General features: G+C 56.4%; 14 protein-coding genes, 1 tRNA gene and 1 pseudogene. 7 read left to right on the plus strand and 9 right to left on the minus strand.

Annotation, left to right across the window (positions count from 1 at the left end; genetic code table 11):
- Nucleotides 1-199: 199 nt before the first annotated feature.
- Nucleotides 200-409: pseudogene (locus OK409_RS02215) on the minus strand (type VI secretion system tube protein Hcp); the annotation flags it as partial.
- Nucleotides 410-561: 152 nt separating this feature from the next.
- On the opposite strand from OK409_RS02215, the gene dacD reads away from it, so the two are divergent.
- From dacD to tmaR, 3 genes are all read left to right on the plus strand, one after another.
- Nucleotides 562-1,725 carry a serine-type D-Ala-D-Ala carboxypeptidase DacD gene (gene dacD / locus OK409_RS02220; RefSeq protein ID WP_187495728.1) on the plus strand — a complete coding sequence of 388 codons (1,164 nt, stop codon included), beginning with the start codon at nt 562-564 and terminating at the stop codon, nt 1,723-1,725.
- Nucleotides 1,726-1,990: 265 nt separating this feature from the next.
- Nucleotides 1,991-3,049: an FUSC family protein gene (locus OK409_RS02225; protein WP_010670945.1), complete on the plus strand. Its 1,059-nt coding sequence runs from the start codon at nt 1,991-1,993 to the stop codon at nt 3,047-3,049.
- Nucleotides 3,050-3,209: 160 nt separating this feature from the next.
- On the plus strand, nt 3,210-3,536 hold the full coding sequence (gene tmaR, locus OK409_RS02230; RefSeq protein ID WP_004571340.1) for a PTS system regulator TmaR: 327 nt from the start codon (nt 3,210-3,212) through the stop codon (nt 3,534-3,536).
- Between the two features lie 93 nt (nt 3,537-3,629).
- Here the strand turns inward: tmaR and OK409_RS02235 are convergent, their stop codons facing one another.
- The 4 genes from OK409_RS02235 to OK409_RS02250 all read right to left on the minus strand — a co-directional run bounded on the left by OK409_RS02235 (nt 3,630) and on the right by OK409_RS02250 (nt 7,649).
- The gene (locus tag OK409_RS02235) at nt 3,630-4,691 is read right to left on the minus strand and encodes a LacI family DNA-binding transcriptional regulator (RefSeq protein WP_062757985.1); all 1,062 of its coding nucleotides are present in this window, start codon (nt 4,689-4,691) and stop codon (nt 3,630-3,632) included.
- Nucleotides 4,692-4,820: 129 nt separating this feature from the next.
- Nucleotides 4,821-5,735 (minus strand): ketopantoate reductase family protein, encoded by a 915-nt coding sequence (locus OK409_RS02240; RefSeq protein ID WP_264366691.1) that lies wholly within the window; start codon nt 5,733-5,735, stop codon nt 4,821-4,823.
- Nucleotides 5,736-5,920: 185 nt separating this feature from the next.
- Nucleotides 5,921-6,694 (minus strand): phosphate/phosphite/phosphonate ABC transporter substrate-binding protein, encoded by a 774-nt coding sequence (locus OK409_RS02245; protein WP_045140271.1) that lies wholly within the window; start codon nt 6,692-6,694, stop codon nt 5,921-5,923.
- Nucleotides 6,687-7,649, minus strand: coding sequence for a fatty acid desaturase (locus OK409_RS02250; RefSeq protein ID WP_062757979.1), 963 nt, complete (start codon nt 7,647-7,649; stop codon nt 6,687-6,689). Before OK409_RS02250 ends, OK409_RS02245 begins: the two co-directional genes overlap by 8 nt.
- Before the next feature lie 208 nt (nt 7,650-7,857).
- Between OK409_RS02250 and OK409_RS02255 the strand changes: the two genes are divergently transcribed.
- The 4 genes from OK409_RS02255 (at nt 7,858) to katG (ending at nt 15,905) form a co-directional block, all read left to right on the plus strand.
- The gene (locus tag OK409_RS02255; RefSeq protein WP_010247994.1) at nt 7,858-8,880 is read left to right on the plus strand and encodes an LLM class flavin-dependent oxidoreductase; all 1,023 of its coding nucleotides are present in this window, start codon (nt 7,858-7,860) and stop codon (nt 8,878-8,880) included.
- 428 nt (nt 8,881-9,308) lie between these two features.
- Nucleotides 9,309-10,406, plus strand: a complete 1,098-nt coding sequence (locus OK409_RS02260) for an efflux RND transporter periplasmic adaptor subunit (protein ID WP_264366692.1) — start codon at nt 9,309-9,311, stop codon at nt 10,404-10,406.
- The gene (locus OK409_RS02265; RefSeq protein WP_264366693.1) at nt 10,403-13,498 is read left to right on the plus strand and encodes an efflux RND transporter permease subunit; all 3,096 of its coding nucleotides are present in this window, start codon (nt 10,403-10,405) and stop codon (nt 13,496-13,498) included. Before OK409_RS02260 ends, OK409_RS02265 begins: the two co-directional genes overlap by 4 nt.
- 187 nt (nt 13,499-13,685) lie before the next feature.
- Entirely contained in the window at nt 13,686-15,905 is a 2,220-nt protein-coding gene (gene katG, locus OK409_RS02270) for a catalase/peroxidase HPI (RefSeq protein WP_264366694.1), read from the plus strand.
- 125 nt (nt 15,906-16,030) lie between these two features.
- Here the strand turns inward: katG and OK409_RS02275 are convergent, their stop codons facing one another.
- From OK409_RS02275 to OK409_RS02290, 4 genes are all read right to left on the minus strand, one after another.
- Nucleotides 16,031-17,053, minus strand: coding sequence for a type II toxin-antitoxin system HipA family toxin (locus tag OK409_RS02275; RefSeq protein WP_264366695.1), 1,023 nt, complete (start codon nt 17,051-17,053; stop codon nt 16,031-16,033).
- Nucleotides 17,050-17,361, minus strand: a complete 312-nt coding sequence (locus OK409_RS02280) for a HipA N-terminal domain-containing protein (RefSeq protein ID WP_124890102.1) — start codon at nt 17,359-17,361, stop codon at nt 17,050-17,052. Before OK409_RS02280 ends, OK409_RS02275 begins: the two co-directional genes overlap by 4 nt.
- Nucleotides 17,346-17,681, minus strand: a complete 336-nt coding sequence (locus OK409_RS02285; protein WP_264366696.1) for an XRE family transcriptional regulator — start codon at nt 17,679-17,681, stop codon at nt 17,346-17,348. The genes OK409_RS02280 and OK409_RS02285 overlap by 16 nt, the downstream gene beginning before the upstream one ends.
- A gap of 368 nt (nt 17,682-18,049) precedes the next feature.
- A tRNA-Asn gene (locus OK409_RS02290) sits at nt 18,050-18,125 on the minus strand.
- Nucleotides 18,126-18,407: the final 282 nt, after the last annotated feature.

Consider the following 18,407-nt stretch of genomic DNA (forward strand, 5'->3'; position numbering starts at 1 on the left):
CGCTGGATGCCTTTCTTCATCGGCGCCTGGCTGCTGGTGCGAGAGCGGTGCCTTTGCCGGGCAAGGTCATTCATGCTCAGGCTTCACTTACTACATGGTAAACCATAATCCCACTGGCCTGAAGTTTCGGATGGTAGCGGGGGGGCGTAGTATCTGACTGAGCGGTCAGGGGCAAGGAGTAAAGCGGACTTTTTACCTCTCAGGCTGTAGCTCGCTCATTCCATGAGTCACGATAGATAATATTCCGTTCGGCATATTTCCAGGTTATTGCTGCATAGCGTAATTCCGGTGTTTCCAGATGCGTGCTGCTCATGCCGCTGGGTGCAAGGCAGGGCGATACCGTGGTGACCTTAACGTTTTCCAGGATGATACTGAAATATTCAGTCTCAATTCCTGCATCAATTAGCCGTTACCTCCCTCCTGCAGGCATCAGCCATATCCGTCGCAGTTCATACTTTTTTTCAATTTATTCAAACCTTCACAACGCTTTTGCCGTAAAACGTGCGGCTGTTTCCGTTTCGTTATAGAAATTTTCTCTCCCGTGCAATTAAGGATGAAGTGTTGAAAAGGCGTCTGCTGTTCACCGTTACCGCTACTGTTTTTTGGGCCTCGCTGGCGCAGGCTGATGCGATTCCCTTTCCTGTGACGCCTCCGGCGGTTGATGCGGCTTCCTGGGTGCTGATGGATGCCACTACAGGACAGGTTCTGACCGCTGGCAATCCCGATGAACGCCGTAATCCCGCCAGCCTGACCAAACTGATGACCGGTTACGTGGTTGATCGCGCCATTGACCAGAAGAAAATCAGCCGTGACGACATGGTTACGGTCGGAAAAGATGCCTGGGCGGCGGGTAATCCGGTGTTCAAAGGCTCCTCGCTGATGTTCCTGAAGCCAGGCGATAAGCTGAGCGTCCGGGATTTAAGCCGTGGCGTCATCATCGACTCCGGTAACGACGCCTGCGTTGCCCTGGCTGATTATGTGGCGGGCAGCGAAGCGAACTTCGTCGGCATGATGAATCACTACGTTGAGAAGCTCGGCCTGCAGAATACCCATTTTGAAACGGTTCATGGTCTGGATGCGCCGGGTCAGTTCTCCAGCGCGCTGGATATGGCGAAACTGTCACGCGCCATTATTGATGGTGAGCCTGATTTTTATGCCATGTACAGTGAGAAGACCCTGACCTGGAATGGCATTACCCAGAACAACCGTAATGGCCTGTTGTGGGATAATAATCTCCACGTTGATGGGTTGAAAACCGGTCACACTGAGACCGCGGGCTTTAACATCATCGCCTCGAATGTGGTGGGCAAGCATCGCCTGATCGCCGTCGTCATGGGCGGTAAAAGCCCGAAAGGCCGCGAAGAGCAGGCGCGTAAACTGCTGGTCTGGGGACAGAACACCTTTGATACCGTTCAGCTGTTCCATGCCGGTAAGAAAATTGGCAGCGAAAACGTCTGGTATGGCAATCCTCATCAGGTGGATGTGGGTACCGCAGAAGATGTTTATCTGTCACTGCCGCGCAGTGAAGTGCAGAACGTGAAGGCGAAGTACGTCATCGATCGCAAAGATCTGGAAGCCCCGCTGAAAGCCAACGAAGTCATTGGTGAAATTCAGGTGATGGATAAAGATCAGCAGATTGCCCACTATCCGCTGGTGGCGCTGAGTGCGGTTGAACCTGCAGGCGTCATTACCCGCCTGACGGATTATCTCAAGCAGAAGTTCTGATTAGCCGATTGTCAGCACTAAAACGGGTAGCCTGCGGGCTGCCCGTTTTTACTTGCACGCTGGCTGCCCTGAATGTGTTACTGAGAGCCGATAAAGGTTAAAAAATCGCATTAAGTTGTTTTTAACTACCGGGAAAGTATGTGAGGCGGATGTTGATAATTGTAAGCGAACGTCAAAACTGTTTTAAATATCCGGCCCGCGCTAAGCCTGAGCCGCGTTCAGCGTTAAGATAGCCACACCATGTTCCCGCAACCGGAAAGTCATTTTGCGTCCCGATAAGCCCATATCAAAACTGGAGTTCTGGTTTTATCGCCATTATCGCTCCGTCCACGGTGTGCGTATTGCCATCGCCTTTTTGCTCTGCTTTATCTTTGTGCGGGCGACCGATATCCCTGAAGGCACCTGGCCGCTGATTACGCTGGTGGTGGTGATGGGGCCCATCTCCACCTGGGGAAATGTCTTTCCACGTGCACTGCAGCGCATCAGCGGCACGGTCGCCGGGTCAATATCCGGTCTGATCGCCCTGAAGCTGGAGCTGATCTCGATGCCGATGATGCTGGCCTGGTGCGGCATCATCATGATGATCAGTGGCTACCTGACGCTGGGCAAACATCCCTACATGGCGTTGTTGATCGGGATTACGCTGAGCGTGGTCGTGGGCGCACCAACCGGCGATTTCACGATGGCACTGTGGCGCGGCGGTGATGTGATTCTGGGATCGCTGATGGCGCTGCTGTTTACCGCTATCTGGGCGCAGCGTGCCTATACACACTGGCGCATTCAGCTCTCCGACGCGCTGGCGGAAATGGCAAAAATCTATCACGCCGGTTTCTCACCCAACCTGGTTGAAAAGCCACGCCTGAACAAGCCGCTGGGCAAATTGCTGAGCAGCGTGATCAAAATGCGGGCGCTGCTGGAGCCGTCAAGCAAAGAGACGCGCATCCCAAAATCGGTGCTTGAAGCGATCCAGACCATCAACCGTAATATGGTTTACACCATTGAGATGCAGATTAATGCCTGGTGGGCATCGCGCGAGAGCCATCTGATTATGCTTAACGCGCCTGCATTGCGCCGCACCCAGCAGATGACTGAGAACACGCTGCGGGCGCTGTCGGTCATGGCGATTGAAGGGGAAACGGAAGAGGTGGTGGCTAACAGTCACGAGCTGACCGAAATCAGTGGCGAACTGCGGCGACTGATCGCGGAAGCGGGCAGCGAAGGTCTGGAGGAGACGCCGATCTACGGCTACGTCTGGCTGACACTGGAACTGGCAAAACAGCTGGAACGGATGACCGACCTGATGCGGATGGCGCTGCGCAAATAATCACCTCAGACAATGACTTAATGTGAAACAGGGTTTCTTTGCGCTAAGATAAGAGCCAGTCTGAATTTAGCTGTGAAAATTGCTTACCTGGCGGGCTAGCCGCTAAGCTGATCGTTTTGACTCTCTCCCTGCGTCAGCAGGCTCAAAGAAAGGTGCCATCATGGAAAATGCCAAGCAATCATTTCAGGACGTACTGGAGTTCGTGCGTATGTTCCGCCGCAAAAACAAACTGCAGCGTGAAATTGTCGACAACGAGAAGAAAATTCGCGACAACCAGAAGCGCGTACTGCTGCTCGACAACCTGAGCGAATATATCAAACCCGGCATGAGCGTTGAGGCTATTCAGGAAATCATCGCCAGCATGCGTGTGGATTATGAAGATCGCGTGGATGAGTACATCATCAAAAACGCCGACCTGTCTAAAGAGCGTCGCGAGCTGTCGAAAAAGATCAAAGCGATGGGCGTGGGCGAACACCCGAAAGCGTAAGGGCAGACAGCAGCGCGCAAGCGCCAGACGTCTTATGCCAACCCGCATCCACTTCGGTGGGGCGGGTTTTTTATTGCCTGCGTCAGCGCAGCGTTATTTTCCCGCCAGCCTGCGGGCGATCACCTGTAACTGCTGTGACAGCGCCACTAAATTGACCCGCTCATCAGCAGGCGGGGCGGTGGTCTCCCGGATCACCAGCGTGGTTTCCAGCGCGTTGTCTGACGCCTCTGCTCCCTGAAGCCGGGCCAGCATCCGCTCGACGCTCTGCGCGCCGAGAAATTGCAAATCCTGCCGCACCGTGGTCAGCGGCGGCTGATACCACGCACTCTCGGCGGTGTCATCATATCCAATCACCGATATCTCGCCAGGAATGGCTACGCCATACTGATGCAGCGCCCGCATCGCACCCAACGCCATCTGATCGTTCGCCACCAGCAGCGCCTGCGGCAGATCGTCGGGAAGCTGCGCCAGCAGCGCCTGGTAACCCGACTGCGCGCTCCAGTCGCCGCGCAAAGAACAGTGCGGTGTCAGCTGATGATCGGCCAGCGCCTGACGCCATGCATTTTCACGCTGACGGGCCGAGACCGAGCGCAGCGGCCCGTTTAACAAACCAATCTGACGATGACCCAGCGCCACCAGATGTTCAACGGCGGCACGTGCGCCAGACTCATTCGGGTACTGACACTGCGCTACCGCCGCCTGGGGTTCGACATCCAGAAACAGCACCGGTTTGCTGCCGCAGAGCAACTGGATCTGTTGCGCCTCATCTGCCTCCAGCGGCAGGTTGATCAGCAGTCCATCGACCCGCTGTGCCAGCAGTTCATTCACCGTTGCTGCTGCATCGTTACCACTGTCCATGGCGATCACCAGATGATAACCCGCCCCGGCGGCGCGCTGCTGGATCGCCGAGGCGATCTGCGCAGGAGCCATCAGGGCCAGGTCGCTGGTGGCCAGACCCAGCGTACGCGTCGCCTTACCGGCCAGCTGCTGCGCCACACGATTGGGCACATAATTGAGCTGCAGCATCGCCGCCTCAACCCTTTCCCGCGTGCGGGCTGACACCTGTTCAGAACGATTTAAAACACGTGAAACGGTTTGATATGAGACGCCGGCAAGTTGAGCGACATCATCGAGGGTCACGGAGCGGGAAGTCATTGAACTCTCCAAAAGATGAAGCGACGAGTGTAGCAAATTTTCCTGCTGCACTGCTGCTGCACACCACACTTTCACGACCACCAAAACCGGGTCCGTTGCGGCACCCGGTCACGGTATCTGGCAGGGCCATTAACGCTGCTGCAGATAGACCTGAAGGTTCACATCCACCGCGTTAAGCAGTGGCGTGGCGAGACTATGGCGTTTCGCCCGCAGCAGCAGGTCACCTATCACCTGATCGGCTTCGATATCAAAGCCCTGGGTTAAATCGCGGTACATTGAGGAGGTCATCGGGGTGGCCGGATCGCTTAACAGCTCAAGAATGCGGGCAGTGGCCGCCGGACGCGTCTGATAGCCTTCGGCAGTAATGACTGACAGAATCTCCGAGAAAACACCCTGTAACAGCGCTTCGCCGCCGCGCGAGGTGAGTATCTGTTGGGTATTTCCGCGCGCCAGGCAGCAAACCGCGCCGAGCGTGCTCAGCAGCAGCCACTTCTCCCACAGCTCATCCATGATGTTATCGCTGAATCGGGTATCGACCTGACAGTCACGCAGCGCCGCATCAACCCGCTGTAGTCGCGCATCGTTGTTACCGTCCAGCGCGCCATAATAGAGCTGATGCAGCGGCGTCATCTGGATTACTTCGCCATTGTCACCCAGCGTCGCGTTGATTTTGCACAGGCCGCCAATCACCTTATCTTCGCCGAAACGCTGTTGCAGCGTCGCGATGTGCCGCAATCCGTTCAGAATCGGCATGATCAATGTTTCCGGGCTCACTGCAGGTGCAATATCCTCCATCACCTGATCAAGGGCAAAGCTCTTCACCGTCACGATAATCAGATCATAGTGGCCCGTCAGGCTGCTCGCCTGAGCCAGCTGCGGCTGTAGCGTTTCAGTGCCCTGTGGCGTCTGCAACACCAGACCGCTGGCCTGAAGCTGCTGATAACGCCGTTCACGGACCAGAAAAGTCACGTCCTGGCCCGCCTGAGCCAGCCGTGCACCAAAATATCCACCGGTCGCGCCGGCGCCTGCCATCAGAATACGCATCCCACTCTCCCTCTGCTGAAAACCTCTACCTTAGAACGCCGTGACCGGGCTTACCAGTCTTAGCCTCGGTCAGAGCGCGTCGGGGAGCATGAAATGAGAGGCCGGGAAAGCGCGGGCAGGGAGGTGACGATGCAGAGAAATCAGATTTTCCCTGCACGGTCAGCAGGGCGAAACAGAGGGGGGTGTTACAGCCGGGTGACGCCCAGTGCGGCAGCCTGCTGTTCCCACGCCAGCACGCCCTGATAATCGTCTCTCTGCACCGGGCTGAATCCGCCGATCAAATTGTCGTCGCAGACGGTGCGCCAGGCAGGATCGTTCACCAGCTGATGCAGTGCCGAGCGGAGTCTCTCCAGCCGGTCCACTGACGTCGGGGCTGCCGTGATCAACGGCAATCCGGGTGCGGCTGGCGTTTCACCGATGATATGCAGGCCGCGCAGCGCATCCGGCTCATAGCGCGCCAGCAGCGCCCAGCTGACGCAGTCGATAGCCGCGATATCCGCCTGTGAATCACGCAGTGCTGCCAGCGACTGACGATGCCCACCGCTCAGCAGCAGCTGCGAAAATCTCACGCCCTGAAGCGCAGCCACAAACCGCAGCGCGTTATAGCCGGAGTGAGAGTCCAGGCTGTTAGCTACGGCCCGCTGGTCGTTAAAATCGGCCAGCGTCGCCTGTTTGTCCCGCGCCACCAGCCAGCTGCGATAGTCACGGCCGGTGCAGCCTGGGGCCTGATAGTGAAAGGTGCCAACCAGCTGAACCGCAGGAAGCTGGCTGACCAGCGGATAGCCGCAGGTCTGGCTCAGCAGCAATCGATTATCCTGCCAGTGTGTCAGCAGATCCTCAGGCCAGACCGGCTGCGTAGCGATGCCGTGCTGCGTCAGCAGGGTAACCACTGCCTGCATCAGTGCCCGTGTGGCGGGCGGGTGAATTGCATACATCGGCAAGGCGAGCAGATTATTCATGCGTTTTCTCCGCTGATCGTCCCGGATGGACATTGACCCCGACCGGTCTGACCCAGAACTGACGCAGCCAGACCCGATAGCCCGCCACGCGAAAGCCATGATTGCGCTGGTAGTAATGCTCGCGATCGCGCAGATAGAGGCGGCGCAGGCCATACCAGGGGACGCCGGGGAGGTCGTGATGCACTGAATGGTAGTTCAGATTCAGGAATAGCATGCGCCACGGCCACGCCGCTTCATTATTCACTGACCGTGCCAGCGGATCGTCCGCCGCACGATGCTCATAGAAGGAGCGCACTTTGGTCAGCGCCAGCGCCGGATAACTCACCGCCAGCAGATACCACAGCGGCGAAAATCCCTGCCGCGCCATCCAGAAAAACAGCAGTGCCAGCAGCGTCCCGTGCAGCAGCCACATCGCTATCGCGGGCCGATCGCCGCGGCGCAGTGCCTGCCACATCCCGCCGAAGGTCGCCGCCACATCCAGCAGCGGGCCGAGCAGCAACCGTCCCAAAAAAGTGTTACGCAGATGAATCAGCTGCTGCTGCCAGCGCGGTAACTTCGCCCAGCGAGCAGCGGAGAGGTAGTAGGTTTCCGGATCCTCATCCGGCTCAGTCAGGGTGTGATTGCGATGATGGGCCAGATGAGAATCGCGATAGAGTCCGTAGGGATACCAGACCGCCAGCGGCAGGGTGCCAAATAGCTGATTCACCCGCGGCCAGCGTGTGGGATGCCCGTGAATCAGCTCATGCTGCAGCGACATATACCAGCCAGTGAAGACGATCAGCAGCAGGGTGGCGGGCAGCCGTCCCAGCGTCTGCGCGTTCAGCATCACCGCAAACCAGCCGCCATAGATCACACCGATTAGCAGCCAGGTCGGCAATTCGCTGCGCCAGAGCCAGCTGCGTGCACGCGCTTTAAGCCAGGCGCGCTGCTGTAGAGAGAGATAACCGGTGTGCATGATTCACCTGACAGCGGAAGCGGGAATCTGAACAGTGAAAGAAAGGGCGGGCAAAGGCAAAGTGGATAATCTGCTTAGCTATGTCGAAATTCCTGAATATGGCGCTGAAAGATATTGACTATCAGTGGCGGCTCCGGGGGCGTAACCTTTCTCTATCAGAAATCGCCTTGCATCCACGGGCGTTTACCGCCTGTCAGGAGAAATACAGATGAAAAATATTGGCTTCTTATCGTTTGGTCACTGGACGCCTTCGTCTCAGTCCGCCACCCGTACCGCGCAGGATGTGTTACTGCAATCGATCGACTTAGCGGTCGCCGCCGAAGAGCTGGGCGCAGATGGCGCTTACTTCCGCGTCCACCATTTTGCCCGCCAGCTCAGCTCGCCGTTTCCGCTGCTGGCTGCCGTTGCAGCGCGCACCAAAACGATTGAGATCGGCACCGGTGTCATCGACATGCGCTACGAAAACCCACTCTACATGGTGGAAGACGCCAGCGCGGCAGACCTGATCTCCAATGGTCGTCTGCAACTGGGTCTGAGCCGCGGTTCACCTGAGCAGGTAATCGATGGCTGGCGTTACTTCGGCTTTGAACCGAAAGCGGGAGAAAGCGATGCGGATATGGGCCGTCGTCACACCGAAGAGTTTCTGGAGGTGCTGCGCGGCGAAGGTTTTGCTAAGCCAAATCCACAGCCCATGTTCCCCAATCCGCCAGGCCTGCTGCGTCCTGAGCCGCTCTCTGAAGGCCTGCGCGACCGCATCTGGTGGGGATCCGGCTCCAATGCCACCGCAGAATGGGCGGCAAAAATGGGCATGAACCTGCAAAGTTCAACCCTGAAAGATGATGAGACCGGCGAGCCGTTCCACATTCAGCAGGCAAAACAGATTCGCGCCTACCGTGAGGCCTGGAAAGCGGCGGGGCATCAGCACGCGCCACGCGTCTCGGTCAGTCGCAGCATCTTTGCGCTGGTGAATGATATGGACCGCGCGTACTTTGGCCGCAGCGGTAACGACCAGGATTCCGTCGGCTTTCTCGATGAGAAAACCCGCGCTATCTTTGGCCGCAGCTATGCCGCAGAGCCAGAGGCGTTAATTAAGCAGCTTGCGCAGGATGAGGCGATTGCCGAAGCCGATACCCTGCTGCTCACCGTGCCTAACCAGCTTGGTGTCGCTTACAACGCCCATGTGATTGAGGCGATCCTGAAGTATGTCGCCCCGGAACTCGGCTGGCGTTAAGTGACAGAGCGCCCTGAGGAGCAGGGCGCAGTGAGATCCACCTCAGGCGCAGATGACAAAGCGCCTGCGGTGATTCTGCTGTAAACAAACGCGCGTCATCACTCCCCGCTTTTTCTGCTTTATCCTCTCTGAACTTCTCTCTGACGAGCCATTCCAGGCCCTGGCAGAGCCTTTTCGTTACTCTGTTCCCAATGTCCGGAATATGCAGATTTTGTGACTTATGGTTTATTTCGTCACTTGTTGCTGAATGGGATGTTTCCTCTGCTCAGGGTGGGTCTTAACCCTTCATCAACGCATTTCCCTGGTTTAACGTGTTTTCATAACCGGTATGAATGGACAATGCCTTTACGCAATTTGTGACTATTGACAGTATTGGTCACATGATAAGAGAATGGCGGCACTCTCCTGCTCACTGTTGAAGGTAATCTATGCTCAGGTTCAATCCTGCCATTCTGGTTGTTTGTCTGCTGCCACTGGCGCTGGCGGGTTGCCGGGATAATTCACCCAAAGACGATCCGCGCACGCAGCCGCCGCTGGTCAGGGTCACAAAGGTCATCAGCGCCACCGATGGGAGCCGTGCGTTTAGTGGCGTCGTGGTTGCCCGGGTTCAGAGCGACCTCGGCTTTCGGGTCTCAGGAAAAATCCTCGAACGGCTGGTGGACAGCGGCCAGCGGGTGAAGCGCGGTCAGCCGCTGATGCGGCTCGACCCGTCAGATCTCCGGCTGCAGGCCCAGGCTCAGCAGCAGGCCGTTGCCGCCGCGCAGGCACGCGTCAGACAGGCCAGCGCCGATCAGGCGCGTTACCGCACTCTGGTGGCAACCGGGGCAGTTTCTGCGTCGGCATACGACCAGATTCGGGCCGCTGCGGCCACCGCTCAGGCTGAGCTGAAAGCCGCCCAGGCGCAGGCCAGCGTGGCAGGTAACGCCAGCGGATATGCGCTGCTCCTGGCTGATGACGATGGCGTGGTGATGGCAACGCTGGCGGAGCCGGGTCAGGTTGTGAGTGCCGGTGAGGCCGTCATCAGACTGGCCAGAGCCGGACAGCGCGAGGCAAGTGTTCAGTTGCCGGAGACCCTGCGCCCGGCAGTGGGAAGTGAGGCAAAGGCAACGCTGTATGGTGCGGGCAGTGCACCGGTTTCTGCCCGGCTGCGCCAACTGGCTGATGTGGCCGATCCGATGACGCGCACCTTTGAGGCGAGATATGTGCTGGAGGGCGCACTGGCCAGCGCACCGCTGGGAGCCACCGTCACAATCACGCTGCCGAATAAACCGTCGCAACCGCTGCTGCAGGTTCCGCTGGCGGCGATCTACGATGCCGGTAAAGGGCCAGGCGTCTGGGATATTACCGGCCAGCCCGCTACCGTTGCCTGGCGGCCGGTGACGGTGGTGTCGATAAGTGACGAGGCGGCCACCGTCACGGGTCAGCTTAATGCTGGCGATCAGATAGTGGCGCTGGGCGCGCATCTGTTGCAGCAGGGGGAGCGCGTGCGCCCCGATGACGCTGCCGTTGCCGGGAGCCAGCCATGAGCCAGGGACGCTTTAATCTGTCAGCGCTGGCCGTGCGCGAGCGCGCTATTACGCTGTTTCTGATCATCCTGATTACCGTGGCGGGCGTCTTGTCCTTTTTCGAACTGGGACGGGCAGAAGATCCGCCGTTCACCGTAAAACAGATGACGATTATCTCCGCCTGGCCAGGTGCGACGGCTCAGGAGATGCAGGATCAGGTGGCCGAGCCGCTGGAAAAGCGTCTGCAGGAGCTGAGGTGGTATGACCGTAGCGAGACGTACACGCGCCCCGGTCTGGCTTTCACTATGTTATCCCTGCAGGACAAAACGCCGCCTTCCCAGGTTCAGGAGGAGTTTTACCAGGCGCGTAAGAAGCTGGGTGATGAGAGCAGAAATCTGCCTGCCGGGGTCATCGGGCCGATGATCAACGACGAGTTCTCCGACGTGACCTTTGCACTGCTGGCGCTGAAGGCAAAAGGGGAGCCGCAGCGCCTGCTGGTTCGTGAAGCGGAATCACTGCGTCAGCGACTGCTGCATCTGCCTGGCGTGAAAAAGGTCAATATCATCGGTGAGCAGAGTGAACGCATCTATGTGTCGTTTTCACACGATCGACTGGCGACACTCGGCATCACCCCGCAGGCAATTTTTGCTGCGCTGAACGATCAGAATGTCCTGACGCCAGCGGGATCGATTGATACGCAGGGGCCGCAGGTCTTTATCCGGCTGGATGGCGCGTTCGATAAACTGGAAAAAATTCGTGAGACGCCGATTGTGGCGCAGGGGAGAAGCCTGAAGCTGGCGGACGTGGCTACGGTGACCCGGGGTTACGAAGATCCCGCCACCTTTATGGTGCGCAATCAGGGCGAACCGGCGCTGCTGCTGGGTATCGTAATGCGTGAAGGCTGGAACGGTCTGGAACTCGGCAAGGCACTGGCGGCTGAAACCGCCCGCATTAACCAGGCGATGCCGCTGGGGCTCTCACTGACTCAGGTCACCGATCAGTCCGTCAATATCCGCTCGGCGGTTGATGAATTTATGGTTAAGTTCGTCGTGGCGTTGCTGGTGGTGATGGTGGTCTGCTTTGTCAGCATGGGCTGGCGTGTCGGGGTAGTGGTCGCGGCTGCGGTGCCGCTCACCCTGGCGGTGGTGTTTGTGGTGATGGAGGCTTCCGGCAAAAACTTTGACCGCATCACGCTCGGTTCGCTGATTCTGGCGCTGGGCCTGCTGGTGGACGACGCCATTATCGCCATTGAGATGATGGTAGTGAAAATGGAAGAGGGCTACGACCGCATTAAGGCTTCTGCCTATGCCTGGAGTCATACGGCGGCACCAATGCTGGCAGGCACCCTGGTTACGGCCGTCGGGTTTATGCCCAATGGGTTTGCGCAGTCCACGGCGGGCGAGTACACCAGCAATATGTTCTGGATAGTCGGCATCGCGTTGATCGCCTCCTGGATCGTCGCGGTGGTGTTCACCCCTTATCTCGGCGTAAAGCTGCTGCCAGCCATCAAAACGGTAGAAGGCGGTCACACAGCGATCTACAACACCCGCCACTACAACCGCTTTCGCCGCCTGCTGACCCGCGTGATTGCCCGTAAAGGCTGGGTGGCAGGCGTGGTGATTGCCCTGTTTATCGCCGCTGTGCTCGGTATGGCGCTGGTGAAAAAACAGTTTTTCCCGACCTCAGACCGGCCTGAAGTGCTGGTTGAAGTTCAGCTCCCCTACGGCAGCGCCATAGAACAGACCCGCGCAGCGGCTGAAAAGGTTGAGGCATGGCTTAAACAGCAGCAGCAGGCAAAAATCGTCACCACCTATATTGGTCAGGGGCCACCGCGTTTTTATCTGGCGATGGCACCGGAACTGCCCGATCCGGCCTTTGCTAAGCTGGTGGTACTGACCGACAGTCAGGACGCGCGTGAGGCACTGAAAACGCAGCTGCGCGCCGCCATTGCCAGCGGTCTGGTGCCTGAAGCGCAGGTTCGTGTGACGCAGCTGGTGTTTGGCCCATACTCCCCTTATCCGGTGGCGTGGCGGGTGATGGGGCCCGATCCGGCCCGCCTGCGCGCGATTGCCGATCGGGTGGAAGCGGTCCTGCGGGCCAGCCCGATGATGAGGACGGTGAACACCGACTGGGGCGCCCCCGTGCCGACGCTGCATTTTTCACTGGATCAGAACCGGCTGCAGGCAGTGGGGCTGACATCCAGTGACGTCGCCCGGCAATTACAGTTTCTGCTGTCGGGCGTGCCTGTCACTACCGTGCGGGAAGATATCCGCGCGGTCCAGGTGGTGGGGCGTGCGGCCGGAGAAACCCGGCTCGATCCGGCTAAAATCGCCGACTTCACGCTGGTGGGCGCCGCCGGTCAGCGTATCCCCTTATCGCAGATTGGTGATGTGCAGGTGAAAATGGAAGATCCCGTGCTGCGGCGGCGCGACCGCACGCCGACCATCACCGTTCGGGGTGATATCGCCGATTCCCTGGAGCCGCCTGACGTCTCGACGGCGCTGAACAAAGCCCTGCAACCGATCATCGCGACGCTGCCCGCGGGCTACCGCATTGAACTGGCCGGTTCAATAGAGGAGTCCGGTAAAGCGACCCAGGCGATGGCCCCGCTGTTCCCGATCATGATTGCGATCACTCTGCTGATCATCATTCTGCAGGTGCGTTCTCTGTCGGCGATGATCATGGTCTTTCTGACTGCGCCTCTCGGGCTGATTGGCGTCGTGCCGACGCTGCTGCTGTTCAGTCAGCCTTTTGGTATTAATGCACTGGTCGGGCTGATTGCCCTGTCGGGCATACTGATGCGTAACACGCTGATTCTGATAGGGCAGATCCACCACAATGAACTGGAGGGTCTGGCACCCTTTGATGCAGTGGTCGAAGCGACAGTGCAGCGTGCCCGTCCGGTGCTGCTGACGGCAATGGCGGCGATTCTGGCGTTTATTCCACTGACCCACTCGGTGTTCTGGGGAACGCTGGCCTATACCCTGATTGGTGGCACGCTGGGCGGCACCCTGATCACGCTGGTTTTCCTGCCCGCAATGTACGCTATCTGGTTCCGCATCCGCCTGCCGGGCAGCAAAACGGCAGTTGTGAAACCGGCGCTGTCGGAATAGTCTCAGGGTGACGGTTGCCGCTTCGCTGCTCTCTGCAGCCTGGCAGCAACCGTCAATTCATTGTTTTAAGCTTTTGAAGAAGGTATATGAAAAGGTAAAAGCTATCAAACAGATAGGATGAGACAGGTGTGCGATCCTGAAAATCCTCTATAGAGTAGCGATGAAAATACAAAAAAGAGGTGTGACCATGAGCAATTCCATTGATGAAGATGCAAAAGATGCAAAGCCTATTGTCGAAGCCGATCGCGAAGCGCCCGAGGGCAAATGTCCTTTTCATGCTGGTAAGCCTTCTCAGGAAAATCAGGCGCCGGGCGGCGGAACAACCAACCGCGACTGGTGGCCTAATCAACTTCGGGTTGACCTGCTGAACCAGCACTCATCCCGTTCGAATCCGCTTGATGAATCCTTCGATTACCGTAAAGAATTTGCCAAATTAGATTACTCAGCGCTGAAAGCTGACATCAAAGGGTTGCTCACCGAGTCACAAGCCTGGTGGCCCGCTGACTGGGGCAGCTACATCGGCCTGTTTATTCGTATGGCCTGGCACAGCGCCGGAACCTATCGCTCCGTGGACGGACGCGGTGGTTCAGGTCGTGGTCAGCAACGCTTCGCACCCCTAAACTCCTGGCCAGACAACGTCAGTCTGGATAAAGCGCGCCGCTTACTGTGGCCGGTTAAACAGAAGTATGGTCAGAAGATCTCCTGGGCCGACCTCTACATTCTGGCGGGCAACGTCGCGCTGGAAAACTCCGGATTCCGTACCTTTGGCTTTGGTGCCGGACGTGAAGATGTCTGGGAACCGGATATGGATGTGAACTGGGGTGAAGAAGCCGCCTGGCTGGAACACCGTCACCCGGAATCCCTGGCGCAATCGCCACTGGGCGCTACCGAAATGGGTCTGATCTACGTGAACCCGGAAGGTCCGGAACACAGCGGCGATCCTGCCTCTGCGGCCCCGGCTATTCGCGCCACTTTCGGCAACATGGGCATGAACGACGAAGAGATCGTGGCATTGATTGCTGGTGGACATACGCTGGGTAAAACCCACGGTGCCGCACCGGCCAGCCACGTCGGAGTTGATCCGGAAACCGCACCGATTGAGGCGCAGGGCCTGGGCTGGGTCAACAACCACGGCACGGGCGTTGGCGCAGATGCGATTACCTCCGGTCTGGAAGTGATCTGGTCTCAGACGCCAACCCAGTGGAGTAACTACTTCTTCGAGAACCTGTTCAAATATGAGTGGGTTCAGACGCGCAGCCCGGCCGGTGCCATCCAGTTCGTGGCAGCTGATGCCCCGGACATTATCCCGGATGCGTTTGACGCCGCGAAGAAACACAAGCCGACCATGCTGGTGACCGATCTGACGCTGCGATTTGACCCGGAGTTTGAAAAGATTTCGCGTCGTTTCCACAACGATCCGCAAGCGTTCAACGAAGCCTTTGCCCGTGCCTGGTTTAAACTGACTCACCGTGATATGGGGCCAAAAGCGCGCTACATCGGACCTGAAGTCCCGCAGGAAGATCTGATCTGGCAGGATCCGCTGCCTGCACCGGTTTATCATCCAACCGTGGCGGATATCGCGCAGCTGAAAGAGAAAATCGCTGCAACCGGCCTCAGCGTCAGCGAGCTGGTTTCGGTTGCCTGGGCTTCGGCATCAACCTTCCGTGGCGGCGACAAACGTGGTGGTGCCAACGGTGCCCGCCTGGCGTTGCTGCCGCAGCGTGAGTGGGACGTCAATGCCGTCGCAGCACGCGTGCTGCCGACGCTGGAAGCGGTGCAGCGTGAAGCGCACAAGGCTTCACTGGCAGATGTGATTGTGCTGGCGGGTGTGGTCGGCGTTGAGCAGGCGGCGAAAGCAGCTGGCGTTGAAATTGACGTGCCATTTACTCCAGGCCGTGTTGATGCGCGTCAGGATCAGACCGATATCGAGTCGTTCGATCTGCTGAAACCGCGTGCAGATGGTTTCCGTAACTACGGTACTGGCTTCGGCAAAACCACCACCGAAAATCTGCTGATCGATAAAGCGCAGCAGCTGACCCTGACCGTGCCGGAGTTAACGGTGCTGGTTGGTGGGATGCGTGCGCTGGGTGCTAACTTTGATGGCAGCCAGCACGGCATCTTCACGCACCACACAGGGACGCTGGACACAGACTTCTTCGTGAATCTGCTGGATATGCGCACCGAGTGGAAAGCCGCTGATTCGACCAATGAGAAATTCATTGGACGGGATCGCGTCACTGGCGAAACCCGTTTCACCGCCACGCGCGCCGATCTGGTGTTTGGCTCCAATGCGGTGTTACGCGCCTCGGCGGAAGTCTACGCCAGCAGCGACGCCCGTGAAAAATTCGTCAAAGACTTTGTTGCCGCCTGGACCAAAGTGATGAATCTGGATCGGTTTGAACTCTGATTGCTGTTGACGTTGTAAAACCTGAAACCCGCTGATATTAGCGGGTTTTTTTATGAGAGCAGGTGAGTTATTCGACCGCTTAACTATCCTTTTACAACCCAGGTACAACAGGTTAATGGCATCATTTAAATTTCGGTCACTGCCAGTAACGTGATCCTTCGGGCCACGTAGTCAAGTACGGCTTCCCGCTGCGATTCAGGCATATGACTTTCATTATAAGTATCGATAATAAGCTGATGATGACTCACCACCTCGGAAAGCCATTTTCGTGCCAGTGTCGGATTAATATCCATACCCTGGGCAAGCAGGATAAAGTCTGCACCCAGATATTCTCCGTACTCTGAATTGATCCCCGGTGCGTTTCCTGCATCATTTTCTTCACGTTCCAGCAGGGGCAAAGCTAAATACTCTCCAATCGCTGCAGGGTAGGGCACAACGCTGATAAAGTCATAAACCGGGGCCAGCCAGGGTGAACCCTGCGGAGGCAGGATAATCCCGATATTGCGCAGATGAAAATCATTGTTTCCCAGCACATAGGCATACACGATGCGCAAAAAGAGGTCACGTTTACTCTTTAAACTGCTGTTCACTCTGGTATTCAGGAATTTAGCGGCTTTCTCGTAACTGATGGCTTTATGATTATCAATCCTGCCATATTTATCGCCGAGACCCATCGCGCCATCCAGCTGTTCCTGATGTAATCTCGCGTTATCTGACGCTGTCCGGTCATACCTTTTAATGACAAACGCCAGTTCGTCTGGCCGATTTTCATCGTGTCTGAATGGCATCAGCCCGAACGGGGGGACGTCAAATTTCAGACGCTGCATAACGCACATAGTGGCATGCTCGTTTTCTGCCAGGTGTGGGTATTCTTCCGGAGAGGGTTTCAGGATATAGGTGCCATCATTGCTGACGACCACCAGTTCTCCCTTTGCCAGGCGAAGCGACAGTTTGGGTTGATAGCCTGAAATGCTCATGCCTTTCTGACGTTCAGGGAGTTCCTGAATAAACTGACTGCGCGTAAACGGCAGGCTAAGAGCCACATTCAGACTACCCAGCAGATGCCGGATGCCTTTTGTTGAGTAGCCAGTTTTTAGCTCAGATTCTTTAAGCCGTTTTAATGTGATCAGGCAGCGTTCTGAATTCATGATGTTATCTCTTTAAAGACGACAGCCCCAAGCAAATCGTTGCCATTTTCCATCAGTAAGCCGAACAGATCTTTATCATCAATTTTTTGAATTTCAGAATAGCGTTTTCGCAACCAGCCTTCCGGCGCTAAACCTTTAAAGAAGGGATGTAGCTCTTCACTTAAATAGGGCTCAGGTCTTACCGGCATGCTGAGAGATATCGCACAGCCGACATAAGTGGGCAGGTAGCAGAAAGTATAACCGTTATGCCCTTCACTCAGCGTCCCTGCCAGCGTGTTGTAAAGCCACACCTCTATTTTTCGAGCCATACTTTTATACCCAGTTCTTTAAGTAAGGCGTGAAGATTTATTGCCTTTGCAGAAGATGGTCTGGCAATCAGTCGTTTAAATGTTGAGAGTGATACACCAATCTGAATCGCCATCTCTTCATAGGTGATGTTTTGTCGTTTGAGTTCATTGGCCAGTAGTTGTGGCAGTGTCGTAAACGTCAGAGCACTCAGCACCGATCGGGTGTCCGGTTCGTCCGCTTTTGTTGTGGCTTCTCTACTCAAAGCGAACCCCGCCAATACCTTTCGCCGATCTGACTCAGAAAGGTTTATCAGCGAAGATTTAATCTCATCAAGGTTCATTTTTGACCTTTTCTGCATTCTCAGTACGTTTTTGAAACGATATGGTCCGACTATAGTGCTAATAGGGTCATTTTTGAACCTATTAACGGCAGCATCTTCTCATCTTACCGCCAGAGTGTGAAATATGCGAATGAAAGGTCATTTATGACACTTTAAGCCACTGTTAATGCATTTGTTAAAGAGAGTATGAGATGTAGGGGTCAGAAATGAACCTTTAAGTGAGGGCGGAACCGAATGTCTAAGTATCTGGCAATAACGAAAAGAACGGGGAATTTGAAGAGGAAACAGACTGAGTAAGACGCAAAAATTTTATCAGAAGTATGAAAAGCAAAAAGCCCGCTTAGTTTCCTAAGCAGGCTTTTCTAATTTGGCTCCTCTGACTGGACTCGAACCAGTGACATACGGATTAACAGTCCGCCGTTCTACCGACTGAACTACAGAGGAATCGTTTGAACGGGGCGCATAGTAACGGCCACGCCGGGCCATGTCAAAGCTCTTTTTCATAAATTAGCGCGACTGCTGAAATAGTCGCCACTATGGCGTTTTAAGCACTGAAAGAGCGGCCTGTGCGGCTGACTCATCCGGCAAAACGGCACGTGTAAAACTGATGTGTTTATGAGGTGTTATGACGCTGTATAGCCCTTGTCAGGCGGCCAGGCGCGTGATTTAACCGGATAGTTTTTTACGGGCATCACAAAGTGTGGATTCTGGCTTTGTCAGCAATAA

Source organism: Pantoea sp. RG18 (genome assembly GCF_025910075.1).
Lineage (GTDB): Bacteria > Pseudomonadota > Gammaproteobacteria > Enterobacterales > Enterobacteriaceae > Pantoea > Pantoea agglomerans.